Raw genomic sequence first — 14189 nt, forward strand, 5'->3', positions numbered from 1 at the left:
GGTCCGCAGCCAACCCCCTGGTTGGCTCTGCCTCCTGTTGCCCTATGTGATACCCTGCAAACCAATCGAGGGCGCCAATGCCGGGAAAACTTCGCATCTTCATCTCCAGCACCATGGAGGACCTCGAGAACGAGCGCGCCTCCATCGTCGAGCAGCTCCGGTCCATGAACTTCGAGCCCGTCAACGCGGAAGGCATCCTCCCGAACGGCGCCACCTCGTGGGATCGCATCTCCGAAGAGATCGAAACCTGCCACGCCATGATCCTGCTCGGCGGTATCCGTTATGGCTGGATCCCCACCTCCGGTCCGCTCGCACAGCAGAACGTCTCAGTCACGCACGGCGAGTACCTGGCCGCGCGCGCCCACGGCCTGGCCGTCCTGCCCTTCTTCAAAAACCTGAGCTACAAAGCCGACCGTACCAGCGAGGACGCCAAACGCCGCGACAGCTTCCGCTCCGAAATCGAGGAATGGGAAGGCGGGCAGTTCCGCAGCACCTTCACGAATGTGGTCGATCTCTCCGAGAAGGTACCCGCGGCCGTGGTCACGATGCTCTCTGACCACTATCAGCGCGACCTCATCGCGAAGCGCCGTACCCAGGTGGAAAGCGCACCCCCGCCGCCTCCTCCTCCGCCCGGGCAGGTCGAACCTCCGGTCCACCTTGCCCGTTCCGTCGCTGAGGGCAAGGCCATCCTCTGGGTCGGCTCCGGCATCTCACTGCGAGCCGGCATGCCTTCCACCGACGTCCTGACCTCGGAGCTCGTCCGGTCCATTCGCGAGAAGGCCGCCGGCTACATGCCGCCGCCCGTCGGCAGCGGCATCGCCTCAGTCACCAGCGACTTCGAGCTGCTGCATAGTCGCGACCAGTTGCTCGTGAAGCTGCGCGAACTCCTCGACCTGCCCGGCGGCGTCACCCCGGGCGAAGCTCATTGCCACGCAGTCCGCCTCTTCCCCCGTATCATCACCACAAACTACGACCATCTCCTTGAGGCGGCCGCCGCGAAAGAAACAACCGGACACACTCTGGTCGTCGGCCCCCACCTTCCCTCGCCGCCACCGGAGAAATACATCTGGAAGATCCACGGCGCGGTGGACTTCCCCGAAGCCTTGGTCATGAGCGAAAAGGACCTGGCCCGCTTCGGTGCGCCGGATACCGGTTTGGAGGCTGCCCTGACGGATCTCCTCAAAGACGCGCCGCTCCTGGTTGCCGGAACCTCTTTGCGCGACCCCAGCATATTGCGTCTCTTCCGGGCGCTGCGGCCCGTCCTGGATGGCTACTGGACCATCATCCCGGGCGACGTCCTGGGCAAGGCCCGAGCCGCCGACCTGCGGCTCCAGCCCGTGGAAGGTACGCTGGAAAGCCTGCTGGCCGCTCTGGCGCAGCCGCGGCCGTAGCCAGTCGCGCGCCAGGCCTCTGCCTGCGGGTGTCAGGCTCAACAGGACTCCGCCCACGGCAAAGGTCACGACAATCGGCGAATCAAACACGGGAGACTTCCCGAGGACCTGCCCGTACCACGCTTCGGCCGCCGGCAAATCAGGAACGCGATAGACAATTGGACGCAGGCTGGAAGGCATTTCCCTCCTCCGGAGAACCCCTTCCGCACATCAGCATATTGCCGCCCTCCCTCAGCGCGTAAGTTGGCCAAGGAACCAGCCCCGTCTCTCCGGCCCGCCAAACGGAGATGCGAACGTGAGTGAGCGGATAGCCACCGCAAGTCTCCACTCAATTCAGCAGCGCTACCCCTTGCCTGAGCATCTTCAACCGAGCAGGCCCACCCGTCGCGAACCGCGACTGGAAAGGAACGGGCCATGAATCCGCGCTAATCTACAGTCCAAGAGGATTCAAGATGCAGGACTCCGATTTTCTCCGCCACAACCTCGGAGCAGGGAACTGGCCCGTCTTCCGCTTGGGCCTGTCGGCCTCCTACCGCCCCGGAGAACGCACCGTCCGCTGCGCGCTCGACCACGGCATGAACTACCTGTTCGCCTACGCCATCGACACAAACATGACCGGCGTTGTGCGCGGAATGAACGCGGACCAGCGTGAAAAAGTCATCCTCGCAACGGGGAGCTACAACTGGATCATCGGCCACACCTCGCTCCGGAAGTCCCTCGAAAACGCACTGCGCAGGTACAAGACCGACTACATCGACGTGTTTCACTTCCTCGGCGTTCTGAAGCCGAAGGAGTTTCCGCCCCGGATCCAGGAGGAACTCGCCGCCCTGCGCGCGGATGGCAAGGTGAGGGCCACCGCGATCTCCTGCCACCATCGGAAGTTCGCCGGAGAACTGGCTGCACGCGGCACCGTGGACGCCCTGATGGTCCGCTACAACGCGGCGCATCCCGGCGCCGAGACGGAGGTCTTCCCCCACATCGCGGCGCACAAAACCGGAGTGATCAGCTACACGGCCACCCGCTGGCGCCGGTTATTGGCCAGGCCTCAAGGTTGGCCCGCAAACGAGCCTGTCGCCACAGCCGGCCAGTGCTACCGGTTCGTGCTCTCAAACCCCAACGTGGACGTGGCGCTCACCGCGCCCAGCAACGAACGTCAACTCTTGGAGAACCTTCGCGAAGTCGAGCGCGGCCCGCTCCCGGAAGACGAAATGGCCTATCTACGGCGCTTCGGAGCCTATGTGCACGATCACGCCGGCTGGTTCATGGGGCAGTGACCGGGCCTGGGCTCCGTCGTGCCCTCAATTCCAAGTCTGGCTGCTCTTCCGCTAGATCAAGTGGTGAGACGGGCGTCACCTCTTCTCCGGCCTCCCCCCGCACACATCCAGCACAAGACCCCGCATCCACCGGTGCGCCGGATCCGCCTCCATCCGCGGATGCCACATCAGGGAAATCATCACCTCCGGCGCCTCAAACGGCAGCGGAAAAGTGTACAGCCCGGATCGCAGTACCCCGGTCTGCCTCTCCGGTACGCTGGCAATCAAATCCGACGCCCGCACCAGCGCCAGCGCGCTCGCAAACGCCCCGACAATCGCCACGGTCTGTCTCTCCAGCCCGCTCGCGTGTAACGCGTCGTCGATCGGACCCTGCTCCCGGCCGCGCCTCGACACGCCGACGTGCTGCCCCGCCGCATACCGCGCGGCCGTGATCTTTCCCTTGCTCAGCACGTGCCCCTTCCGCACGACACCCACAAACCGGTCCCGGAACAACGCCTGAACGCGAATCTCCGGACCCGTCACCGTCCCCACCACGCCCGTCTCCAGATCCACGCTTCCGTCCCGCAGCCCCGTACTCTCCTTGTCCGGCTTCTGCACGAAGCACAGCCTCACCCCCGCAGCCTCCTTGCCCGCGCGGGCAACCAGCTTCGCTCCGAAGTTCTCCACAAAACCTTCGCGCGCCCGGATCGTAAACGTCCTCACCAGCCGCTTGAGGTCTAACTGTTCCGCCGGCCGCAGCACCGACTCCACTTCCTGCACCAACTGGCCCACCCGCTCTCGCAGTTCCAGCGCCCGCGGCGTCGGCACCAGCCCGCGACCCGCTCTCACCAGCAGCGGATCCCCGGTCGTCTCCCGCAGTCGCGCCAGCGCCCGGCTCATGGCCGAAGGGCTCAGCCGCAGCCGCCGCGCGGCGCGTGCCACACTGCCCTCCGCCAGCACGGCGTCGAGCGTAATCAGCAAATTGAAATCCGGGGGAGACGTTCCTTGATCGTAGCGCAGTCTGTTTCCGGCATGGCGTCTCGTGCACGCATACAGTGCAAACGGTGCGTCTTCCGCCATGTCACACGGAAAGGTATGGTTGGGACAGATCACCAGGAAAGAGCTGACAAAAGACGGAAACCGCCATGATGCCCATCACCGCGCAACAAGAGACCAGGGCGGCCGGAACCGCGCGCCGCGGTCCCTCTCTCCACTGGATCCAGGCCAGCCTCTCCCTGTCGATGCTGATGCCGTCGCTCGACACCAGCATCGCGAACGCAGGCTTGCCGGCCCTGGCCCAGGCGTTCGGAGCTTCGTTCCAGGCCGTACAGTGGATCGTCCTCGCTTACCTGCTCGCCATCACGACCCTCATCGTCAGCGCCGGCCGCTTCGGCGACCTCCTCGGCCGCCGCCGGTTCCTGCTGGCCGGCATCTCGCTGTTCACCGTGGCTTCAGTACTCTGCGGCGCCGCGCCCACCCTCTGGTTCCTGCTCGCCGCCCGCGCCGCCCAGGGGCTCGGAGCCGCCATCATGCTGGCCCTCACCCTCGCCTCCGTTGGTGAAACCATCCCCAAGGAGAAGACCGGCAGCACCATGGGCCTGCTGGGGACCATGTCCGCCATCGGCACCACTCTGGGCCCCTCGCTCGGCGGCCTGTTCATCGCCGGACCCGGCTGGCGCTGGATCTTCCTCATCAACCTGCCGCTGGGGCTCGTCAACCTCTACCTTGCGCAACGCTACCTGCCCGCCGGCCATCCGTGCACGGTTTGTTCCGTGGAGGACCGCCAGGAAGCGAAAGCGCGCTGGTCCGCCTTCGATGCCAAGGGCACCTTCCTGTTGGCGTTGACGCTCGCTGCCTATGCGCTGTCCATGACTCTGGGACACGGCCACTTCGGAATCCTCAACATGGCTCTGCTGGCGGCCGCCGCCGCCGGAACCGCGCTGTTCGTCCAAGTCGAAGCCCGCGCCGCCTCTCCGCTGATCCAGTTGGGGCTGTTCCGCAATCCCAAGCTCAGTGCGGGCCTGGCTATGAGCGCACTCGTCTCCACCGTGCTCATGGCGACTCTCGTGGTCGGCCCCTTCTACCTCGCCCGGGCGCTCGGCCTCAACGCCGCGCTGGTCGGACTCGTCCTGTCGGTAGGACCCCTGGTGGCCGCGGTTGCCGGAGTCCCGGCCGGCCGCATCGTCGACCGTCTGGGCGCGCAGCGCATGACCCTCGCTGGGCTCATAGGAATCGCTGCCGGCTGCGTGGTTCTCGGCCTGCTGCCCGCGACCCTCGGCATCGCCGGTTACTTGGCGCCCATCGTCTGCATCACCGCCAGCTATGCCCTGTTCCAGGCCGCCAACAATACGGCCGTCATCACCGGAATCCAACCGGACCAGCGCGGCCTCATCTCCGGTCTGCTCAGCCTGTCCCGCAATCTCGGCCTCATCACTGGGGCCTCCGCGATGGGTGCGATCTTTGCGCTGGCCTCCTCAACGGCCAGCATCACAACCGCGAGCCCCGCAGCCATCGCCGCCGGAATGAGAACCACCTTCGGCGTAGCGGCCCTGCTGATTGTCGCCGCCATCGCCATTGGTACCCACCGGCGGCCCAGGTAGCGGGCCTCAGGCGAATCTCGAATTGCCCAACGTCCTAACCGCGCCGTTTGGAAAAATCCGTACCGCTGATGATGAAGCCAGTCGCTGCGTAATTTGGATTGCCAGGCGAAGGGGTAGTCCCGTATTTGCGCTGTACGGGCTGTTGGGGCAGGGTGATTGCCACTTCGGCGTAGTCCGTCGACGCCGGATCACTCACGGCGAAGACAGGAAACTGGCTCCGGTTGCCGCATCGCCTATACGCAATCGTGATCTCATTAGCGGCATCGTCCCCCAGGATGGCCCTATAGTTGTCCCTGGCGTGGTTTCTGCATTCCGTGGGCGATTGGCCTTCCACTGTATTGTTCTTCGTCCCTCGCACGTACTTGACGCTGTCCTTCCCGGTCCGGGCGGAGGTGACGACAACATACTGCGTGCCCATGTCGAGGCTCGACGCCAATTGTGGTCTCGTAAATTCACTCGCCATGACGACGACTGCGTTCTGGAAGCTCGGACAGCCCCCGCCCTTGGATAGATCGCGGAGTTGATAGAACAACCGGACATCCTCCGGGAAGGGCAGCGGCATCAGAACGATCAGCACCGATTCCACATACTTCTTGAGGACGTATTTTGCCGGATTGAGCAGCGAAGCACTCAAGGCGTGCAGGCCCAATCGAAACTTGCTGGATTGAGGCGCTTCCGCCGTCCGCAGAAAATTCGTCGGGTCCATGCGCCGGACTATACCGGCACCCCCGGCATCCAGCCGCACCTGTGTCCTTCGTCCGCCGCCCAGCACCCAGACATTGTCCTCATTCCTGACAGCCGTGTTGGTAATCGGCTTCTGATGGCTGTCGTTGTTGATAATGCCCAGCATTTTCTCGCGTGCCGGGTCTTTCGTGGGGTTCTCTTTTGCGTAGTTATACTTCTTCTCGGGATGGCTCATCTGCCGGAACGTCAGCCGGCCATCCGCAAACGCATCTTCGAGACTGTCCAGATCCTGCCAGACCTTAATCTGCTGGTGCCAATACGTGATTCGGCGGCTGGCGTCCTCAGACATAATCATTTTTTCGGAAATGATCTCTGTAATCGCGGTTCGAGCATTCAGTAGCTCTTGTGTCGGCGGCGGCATCGGGCAGTCCTCCTGGAGAGTAGAAAGCGAACACAGTGTTTACCCTCGCCGCCAGCCGGCGAAAAAGCGCCGCGCAACGGTGCGGATGGCCTGGGTCTTCTCGGTGGCAGGCTTCTTCAAGCCGGGAGTAGCCCAGATTTTCTTTTGTATCCCAGTTTGCGGCTAGCGTAGCACATACCCAAAGGTCAGGTATTCATCCGCCCGTGTCCTCCCAGTACAGGCGGGAGGACGCGCTCGACAACAGGGAACTCCACCTGAACCCTGACGAGACGTAAAACGCCAGGGCCATCCCTGTGAAGGCCGAACACCCCCTCCCAGCCCGCCGCCACACAAGCAGGTCTGGCACAGGTTATGCTGCGAAGGAGGCGTCCAGCCTCAGGATACGCAGATGGAAATACCGGATATATTGCAAGCGATGGAAAGGTCCAGCGGCCCTTACGCGCGAGCCGCCGTCCAAGCCGCAGTGGAGCGCCGCGAAGAGATCACGCCGCAGTTGCTCCGAATCCTCGAAGAGACCACTGACCACGCGGTGGAACGCGATGCCGAAGGCGGCTACATGGCCCACCTCTACGCCATGTTCCTGTTGGCGCAGTTCCGCGAGCCGCGCGCCTATCCCCTCCTGGTGCGCTTCGCCTCCCTTCCCGGCGAACTGCTCGATTCCCTCTGTGGTGACTTCATCACGGAGAACCTCGGAAACGTGCTGGCTTCGGTCTGTGACGGTGACTTGCAGGGCATCCAGTCCCTGATCGAGAACGAAGACGCCGCCGAGTATGCGCGCGGCGCGGCTTTGTGTAGTCTTTTGACCCTGGTGGCCAGCGGGCAGAAGAGCCGGGATGAGATCGTAGCCTATTTCGCTGAGCTGTTTCGAGGCCGCTTGCAACGAACGGCGTCCCATGTGTGGGACCAGTTGGTCTCCTGCGCCTGCGACCTGTATCCTGCGGAACTCCTCGACGAAATCCAGCGCGCATTTGAAAACGAACTCGTCGACCCCGGCTACATTGGCCTCGATAGTATCAGCAGCGACCTGGCACTGGGCCGGCAGCGGGTTCTTGCGCGGCTCGCTGACGATCCCCACCACCGCTTGGTCGATGGCTCCATCGCGGCAATGGAGCGTTGGACCTGCCTGGAGGATGACGGCGCGGCCGCTATCTGGCCGCCGCCCGGTGCCGGTGCATTCACCCCAGCTACTCAGATCATCCGCGAAGGTCCCAAGACCGGCAGGAACGATCCGTGTCCCTGCGGGAGTGGCCGGAAATACAAAAAATGCTGCGGAGGCTAAGCCGCCGCGCCGGGCAGGCCCCTGCTGTTCTGAGGATTCCCGCCGAGGCACTCGGCCCGCTTCTCAGGACTCGTCAAGTCCCGTCCGTGTCCACCTCCGCACCCCATCCCAACGGCGCGGAAGAGGCCTCGCCACCCGCTCTCACCACGACAGCGTCGGCAGCGAAGCCTGCCGCGGCATCTTTGTGTGCTGGCCGAACGTGTGTTCGGCAATGTCTTCTCCGTCGCGAGTAGCCGTGCCGATCGTCGCCTGCGTGGTCGCCGGACTCGGGTAGCACGTCACCACCACCAGGTCGTTCAACAGCGAACACGCCAAAACCACCACGACGTGGTCGATGGCCTGCGTCGACTTGGTGAAGGTCCCCGTCAACTGCCGCCGGTTTAAGGGATTCGTATCGGACTTCCGGTCCAGCGTTTGGGCAGCGTCATACGCCACGTTTTTCTGGTTCGCGACATTCTGGAAATGCCGCGCTACCGCCAGCACGGCCGTCTTCGAGAAAATCCCGACGGTGGTGCCGCCGTTGTGCCCCCGCTCCTTCAAAGTCTTCAGCACGGCGAGCCCCGCCTCCGACAGCAAGGCAGCCGTCAGGTGCATCACCATCGACTCGGAATCTTCAAACATCGTGTGCGTCGATTTGGCCGGAACCATGGGCACCGCCGCCGTGAGCTGTGCGCCCCGCCCCTGGAAGATCTTAATCACGCCATGCTCACACACATAGTCCGCCGCATTCAGTGCCCCAATCGCCCCGGGACCGGCGATGTCCACATCGAGAGGCTTCCCTTTTCCACCCGGCGGGAACTTCTTGATGTAGTACCGGACGCCAAACGTAGGGTCGATCCCCGGCAGAATGCCCAACCCGGTCCGTTCGTTGTACTGGTTCGAGAGCGGCAGGCGGCTCGCATCCTGCATCACCTGACTCTTCCGCGTGTTGAGGTCGAGACCGTGATACGCCCCCGGCTGGTACCTCGTCAGTGCGTTGCCCGCCCCCGGAAAAAGGTGCGAGTCGTACGCCCACTCCCGTTCCTTCTGTTGCCGCAACTGATCCACGGGCAGCCCCAACACATTCACCGTGATCTTCGCAGGATCCAGTCGAAAGCCGTCGCAAGTATGCAGGTGCGCGTGCGACGTCTCAGCGGACGTGGGCTGTTCCATCAGCATGTCCAGCACCTGCGAACACTTGAGCGTCTTGCTCAGTACCTTCTGGTAGAAATAACTGACTTTGGTGGCCGCCATGCCCCTCCTTGAGAGTGCGCCCAGTATAACCTGCAGGTACTTTGGCGTACAGAATATCTTGCAGCGCCCGGCCCGCCGGAATCCGCACCCGGCCGGCCCGCCGGCAGAGCGTTGATCCCCATCACATGGACACATCGCTACCCCAAATCGCTACCATGGAAACACGGCTGCCCCTCGCCGTAGGACGGCGCCGGTTTCCGGCCGATTCGCCGGCTCAAGGGCAACGAATCTCGCGCCCGAACGTAGCTGTTTTAACACCGCGCGGGTCTTGGTTAGAGAGTGACTGCGCATAGCAGCCCGGCCCTGCCGGACGCGGACTGCGCCTGGCGCGTTGTCAGCCAGGGACCCTCCAGGGCGGTGCCAAGTCCCAGCGGAGAATTCCTCGTTCAACTGCGCTGAAGACCGGGCCAGTCCTCAGTCGGCTGCCGGCTGAATACGGGAATTGTGTGCGCATGATTGGATCTGGCGAAATGCTGGGCCATTCCGGTGGGTTGGTTCGGTTTATGACATCGTTTCTGCGGCGAAATTCGGTGACTCTGCTGGCTCTGCTGGCTGCTGCGTACTCAGTCCTGTGGATCTGGGGCGGCAGCCGGGAGGGCTTCACCCATGACGACCTGATGAATCTCAACTGGGCGATCGCCCAGCCCTGGCGCAAACTGCTGCTCGATTGTGTTCTCATCTGGCAGCCCGCCCAGCCCGTCCGCCCGTTGGGTGAGGCGGCCTACCGGCTACTCTGGGAGCTGTTTCACTTCGACCCCTTTCCCTTCCGCTGTGTGCCTTGCCCTCATCGCCATCAACACCGCGCTGTGCTTCCTGCTGGCCCGCTTCCTCATTGGGAACACCCTGTGGGCCTTGGCTGTGGCTTGGTTTCTGGCCTATCACGGCTCCTTTTGGGGGATGTACTGCAACACGGGCGTCATCTTCGACATCCTGGCGGTGACCTGCTACTCTCTCGCCCTGCTGACGGCCTCGTGGAAGCCCCGGACTCTCCCCGCAAACTGCGGCCGTCTGCTGCTGATCCTCCTGCTGGCCGCCGCCGCCCTCAACTCGAAAGAGATTGCCGTCAGCCTCCCCGCCGCGCTGGGCGTGCTGCTGCTGCTGGAGCACCGGTCAGCCGCGCCGGGCGTCGACCCCGGTTCCCGTCGCCTGTGGTGGAATCTCGCCAGCCTGTTGCTCGTGGCCGGCGTAACCGCCTTGTTCGTGTTTGGCCGGGTCCTTGCCCAAGGCGGCATTGAAGGCGTGCCCGGCTACCATCTGGCGCTCAGCGCCACCCAGTTCGGAGCGAATTGGAGCGGGTTCCTCTCCGCACTCTTCTACGACAAGGTGGCCTGGACCCCTCCGGCCGCGGTCGGAGTGTTCGTGGCCGCCCTCGCCGTGCTCGCCGCTCTGCGCTGGTTCCGCGAACTCCTGTTCCTCCTTCTCTCCGTGGTCAGCTTCCTGCCCATGGCGTTCATCCTCCCCCGCGGACTGGACGCATCGTTCCTATCCGTCTTCTGGCTGATGGTGGCCATCGGCTGCGCGTTCAACCGGACGCCTCATTCCCCCTCCTGGCTCAAGCCGCTGCCCTTCGCGCTCATTCTGGCCGTGACCGCCTCGCAGGCGACCCTCGGACGAATCAGCTTCCCGCAGTTCCAGCAAGAGTCCCGCGCCATTCAGCTTGCCTACAGCGGGATCAGAGCGGCGACGGGAGAAGTGCGCGATCGCAGCGCTCTCGCATTTGTGGAGGATCCCTTTGCGCCCCGCTTCCCCTGGGCCACCACCTTCATGGTCCTGCTGGCCACCCAGAAAGACGGTCTCAGCATCGTCCGGCCGGAAGACATCGCAGCCCGGCGGTCGGACGTTCCGCCCGGTCAGGCCTACGACCTCGTCCTGCTGGTGACCAAATCCTACGACGTGCTGCGCTGTACCGGGCTGGAAGGGCGTCCCCTCACCATGGAGGATCTTTCCGCGAAGAGCTACGTCTGCCCGGCGGCCGCCCCCTCCTCGAAGCGGGCATTTTAGAGTTCGACGGGCAGGGTTCGTTGGCCCAGTCCTGGGGCCGTCTAGACCCGCCGCTTGCAGCCCCTCCCCGCGACTTCTCGCCCATTTTTCCCTCCCCGCCGAAAGCAGTTCCGCCGTTCGAAAAATATCCTTCCTTTCGAATCAATCAGTTGCGGAAAAAGGCCCCAAAATCTTTGGGACTGTCTTGTATAACCTTGCCCCAGGAGAACAAGTATGCAGATTTTCAGTCAGACTACGGAAGACTTTGTACCGTCGCGCCGCTTGGCGAAGACGGCCGGCGCCGGCCCTCTCGCGGGCGACGCCTCGGACAACCTCATCACGTGCATCGAGGATCCGTCGCTCTATTCCTCACTGCGCGACGACGTCCACCAGCACTTCAACCCGACAACCCGCTTTGAGCAGCATTTGGCCGACGCCATCGCCGAGGAGCTCTGGCGCAAAGCCCGCTATTCCCTCGTCGAAACCACCGCTCTCACCGTGGCCATCGAGCGCGATTGGGAGACCGTCCAACAGTCCTGCCCCGACGCCGACCCCTCTTACCGCACCTACGTCGCCTTCCGGAACCTGGACGCCCGCGACACCGCCTGTGTCCGCGCCAGCCAGGACTCCGAGACCCGCGCCTGGCGCCGCAGCCGTGCCGATGTTGCCACCCTCCAGGCCCTCAGGAGCAAACCCCGCTGACCCCAGCCACCGGGAACCACCGCCATGACTAGACCCCCATGCCCCGCGCTCCGCCGCTGCCCGAGCCCCGCGGCCACCCCGCAAACCCTCCAGGCCAATGGAGTACTCCCATGGCGCTCATGAGATGGAATGACAAAACCGCCCGGCTGTTTCGCCTCTTGCCGCTCGGCAGCCAGGCCCCCGCCCCGTCCCGGGCGGCCGCGCCCCCTCTGCCCTCGCAATGGGTCCGCGACACCTTTCACTTCACGCCGGACCCCGCCCAAACCGCGGTCCTCGATACCCCCGCCCGCCGCGTCCTCCTCTGCTGCACGCGCCAGTGGGGCAAATCCACCGTCACGGTCCTCATGGCCCTCTATCACGCCTTCAACGCGCCGGAATCCCTCACGCTCTGCGTGAGCCCGGCTCTCCGCCAAAGCCGGATCTTCCTCCAGAAGGCCGCCCGCTTCCTTCGCCGCGCCGGTGTCCCTTACACCCGCGACCCTCGCGATCCGCTCTCGCTCCTCCTCCCCAACGGCTCCGCCCTCATCGGCCTTCCGGCCCGCGAAGGCAACATCCGCGGCTTCGACAACGTCTCGTTCCTCATCCTCGACGAGGCGGCCAAAATCCCGGACGAGGTCTATACCGCCGTCCGCCCCACGCGCGCCGTCTCCGACGGCCGCCTCTGGCTCCTCTCCACGCCCGCTGGCCAGTCCGGCTTCTTCTTCCGCGAATGGCACGACCCCGCCGCCGGCTGGGCCCGCTTCACCGTCAAGGCCACCGCCTGCCCGCGCATCCATCCGGACTTCCTCGCCGCCGAACGCCGCGCCCTCGGCGAACACGACTTCGCCCAGGAGTACCTCTGCGAATTCCGACCCTCCCAGCATCAGCTCATCCCGCGCGACCTCATCGATCACGCCGTCGTCCCGGGCGAGACCTGCTTCGACGAACACGACGGAGCCCTGCTGTCCGGCCCGGACCCCGATGCCGGTTCGGCCGCCTCGGAATGGGAGGAGCCCGCCGCCTGAAGCCCTCCCTTCAGGCACTCACCAGGGAATCCCTATGCGCAAACCAATCCCCCACTCCACCTATCATCTCGGGCTCGACCTCGGCTTCAGCCGCAACCCCTCCGCCCTGGCCTGTCTGGAAGACCTCACCCGGCCCACGGGCGAGTTCGATCACATCTACCGCGTGCAGAAGACGGAGACGGTGCTGGTCCTCCGCGCCATCTTCCGGCTGCCGCTGCGCACGCCCTATGCGGACATCCCGGCCTTCCTTGCGAACTACCTGGAGCGCCTGGACGCCCGCACGCCTCACTACCGGCCCGTGAAACATCTGGCCGTCGACGCCACGGGCGTGGGCATGCCCGTGGTGGAGCACCTCCAGCGCGCCGGCCTCCCCGTCCGCCTGGAGCCCATCGTGATCACCAGTGGCGAATCCGTGGGCCAACTCGCGCATGCGGTCTCGGTGCCCCGCAGCGCGCTGCTCCACAACCTGCGAGTCCAGTTGGAAACGCAGGCCCTGCGCATCCCGGCCGGCCTCCCCAACCTCCCGGACCTCTACACCGAACTGGGCGGCCTGGGCGATCCCAAAGCCGCAACCCCGGACGACATGGCCTTCGCCCTGGCCTTAGCCGCCTGGAGCGCCCGGCCACACCCCTACGTCGGAGAGAGGGACCACGCCCTGCCTGTCCACCTGGGAGGCCCCAAACCGAGGCTCTTTTGAAAAAGCCGCAGTACCCAAACTGCACGGGTGGATGGGGCCGGCTCCATCCGCATGTGGGGTGGGCTTCAGCCTTCAGCCCATTCCTTACTGCCCCTGCCCGGCAGCCGGGTAAGGCACGATCTCATCTTTCGCTTCTGGAGGGTCAAAGATGCGCTGATCCCGCACCACCACACTGGTCCGAAAGACCAGCGCTTTGCCCCCGGTCGCGCGGCTCCGGGCCGGGTCGAGGGTTTTGTAGAACCGCGCCCACGGGAAGCCCGAATTCACACTGTCATATCGGGTATCGACCCGGACCATGAGCCGCAGCGCCGGGCCGCTGAGGTCATAGACCCACAGGCTGCCCTCCGAAACCGCATTCGCGCCACCGGAGGCATCCACCAGCAACTCCGGTTGCCCATCGCCGGTGACGTCGACAAAGGTGCCCCGGTCGATCGTCAGGTTGGAGCCTTCCAGGTAAGCCACCGCCGCCTTCCATTGCCCGCGCTCCTGGGTCAACAGGGCGACTTTCCCCATGAATCCGCATTGATTGCAGTGGTCGATATCCGGAAAGGTATAGGTCAAAAGCAGGACGTATTGGGGACCGCCCGCCGGCCGGGCCCGCGTCACGGTTTCCACTTGCACGAACCGCCGGGAGCCGGGCGGTCCCTCGTCCAGCACCGAGGTGGCCACCGTCAACTCCTCGGCGACTGGCGGCGCGATGACCTGAAAACACGGCAGCAGCGGCCGGCTGGCACCGCCGCGGCTCGCTTCCACCGGCCGCGGTTCGCAGCGGCTCTCGGGCATGCTCCGGACACTCGCCCTGGGAAAACTCGCCTGGACCAGTTCCTCCAGCAGGTTGGGATTTAACTCATCCCCCGCCATCGCCGGCATCGCTAGAATTGCCGCGAGCCCGGCCGTCACCCATTTCAGTCGCATTGCTACAAATATCATCCGCCTTTGATTGCG

General features: G+C 64.6%; 12 protein-coding genes. 8 read left to right on the forward strand and 4 right to left on the reverse strand.

Annotation, left to right across the window (positions count from 1 at the left end; genetic code table 11):
• Nucleotides 1-77: 77 nt before the first annotated feature.
• Both IRI77_RS28930 and IRI77_RS28935 read left to right on the forward strand, forming a co-directional pair.
• Nucleotides 78-1391, forward strand: coding sequence for an SIR2 family protein (locus IRI77_RS28930; RefSeq protein WP_194448444.1), 1314 nt, complete (start codon nucleotides 78-80; stop codon nucleotides 1389-1391).
• 452 nt (nucleotides 1392-1843) lie between these two features.
• The gene (locus IRI77_RS28935) at nucleotides 1844-2665 is read left to right on the forward strand and encodes an aldo/keto reductase (protein WP_194448445.1); all 822 of its coding nucleotides are present in this window, start codon (nucleotides 1844-1846) and stop codon (nucleotides 2663-2665) included.
• A gap of 75 nt (nucleotides 2666-2740) precedes the next feature.
• On the opposite strand, the gene IRI77_RS28940 is transcribed toward IRI77_RS28935, so the two are convergent.
• On the reverse strand, nucleotides 2741-3625 hold the full coding sequence (locus IRI77_RS28940) for a LysR family transcriptional regulator (RefSeq protein ID WP_267239355.1): 885 nt from the start codon (nucleotides 3623-3625) through the stop codon (nucleotides 2741-2743).
• A gap of 164 nt (nucleotides 3626-3789) precedes the next feature.
• Between IRI77_RS28940 and IRI77_RS28945 the strand changes: the two genes are divergently transcribed.
• Nucleotides 3790-5244 carry an MFS transporter gene (locus tag IRI77_RS28945; protein WP_194448447.1) on the forward strand — a complete coding sequence of 485 codons (1455 nt, stop codon included), beginning with the start codon at nucleotides 3790-3792 and terminating at the stop codon, nucleotides 5242-5244.
• Nucleotides 5245-5278: 34 nt separating this feature from the next.
• On the opposite strand, the gene IRI77_RS28950 is transcribed toward IRI77_RS28945, so the two are convergent.
• A complete protein-coding gene (locus tag IRI77_RS28950) occupies nucleotides 5279-6277 on the reverse strand; it encodes a hypothetical protein (protein ID WP_194448448.1) in 999 nt (332 codons plus the stop codon).
• Nucleotides 6278-6737: 460 nt separating this feature from the next.
• Between IRI77_RS28950 and IRI77_RS28955 the strand changes: the two genes are divergently transcribed.
• Nucleotides 6738-7628 carry a DUF1186 domain-containing protein gene (locus IRI77_RS28955; protein ID WP_228486372.1) on the forward strand — a complete coding sequence of 297 codons (891 nt, stop codon included), beginning with the start codon at nucleotides 6738-6740 and terminating at the stop codon, nucleotides 7626-7628.
• 141 nt (nucleotides 7629-7769) lie between these two features.
• On the opposite strand, the gene IRI77_RS28960 is transcribed toward IRI77_RS28955, so the two are convergent.
• Nucleotides 7770-8861 carry a hypothetical protein gene (locus IRI77_RS28960; RefSeq protein WP_194448450.1) on the reverse strand — a complete coding sequence of 364 codons (1092 nt, stop codon included), beginning with the start codon at nucleotides 8859-8861 and terminating at the stop codon, nucleotides 7770-7772.
• A 771-nt stretch (nucleotides 8862-9632) separates the two neighbouring features.
• Here IRI77_RS28960 and IRI77_RS28965 point away from each other — a divergent pair.
• From IRI77_RS28965 to IRI77_RS28980, 4 genes are all read left to right on the forward strand, one after another.
• Nucleotides 9633-10862 (forward strand): hypothetical protein, encoded by a 1230-nt coding sequence (locus IRI77_RS28965; RefSeq protein WP_194448451.1) that lies wholly within the window; start codon nucleotides 9633-9635, stop codon nucleotides 10860-10862.
• 213 nt (nucleotides 10863-11075) lie between these two features.
• Nucleotides 11076-11543: a hypothetical protein gene (locus IRI77_RS28970; protein ID WP_194448452.1), complete on the forward strand. Its 468-nt coding sequence runs from the start codon at nucleotides 11076-11078 to the stop codon at nucleotides 11541-11543.
• Nucleotides 11544-11653: 110 nt separating this feature from the next.
• Nucleotides 11654-12547 carry a terminase large subunit domain-containing protein gene (locus IRI77_RS28975; RefSeq protein ID WP_194448453.1) on the forward strand — a complete coding sequence of 298 codons (894 nt, stop codon included), beginning with the start codon at nucleotides 11654-11656 and terminating at the stop codon, nucleotides 12545-12547.
• 34 nt (nucleotides 12548-12581) lie between these two features.
• Complete coding sequence (locus IRI77_RS28980; RefSeq protein ID WP_194448454.1) at nucleotides 12582-13244, forward strand: hypothetical protein; 663 nt, start codon at nucleotides 12582-12584, stop codon at nucleotides 13242-13244.
• Between the two features lie 84 nt (nucleotides 13245-13328).
• On the opposite strand, the gene IRI77_RS28985 is transcribed toward IRI77_RS28980, so the two are convergent.
• The gene (locus IRI77_RS28985) at nucleotides 13329-14159 is read right to left on the reverse strand and encodes a hypothetical protein (RefSeq protein WP_194448455.1); all 831 of its coding nucleotides are present in this window, start codon (nucleotides 14157-14159) and stop codon (nucleotides 13329-13331) included.
• Between the last annotated feature and the right edge of the window lie 30 nt (nucleotides 14160-14189).

The organism is Paludibaculum fermentans (assembly GCF_015277775.1).
In the GTDB taxonomy this organism is placed as follows: domain Bacteria; phylum Acidobacteriota; class Terriglobia; order Bryobacterales; family Bryobacteraceae; genus Paludibaculum; species Paludibaculum fermentans.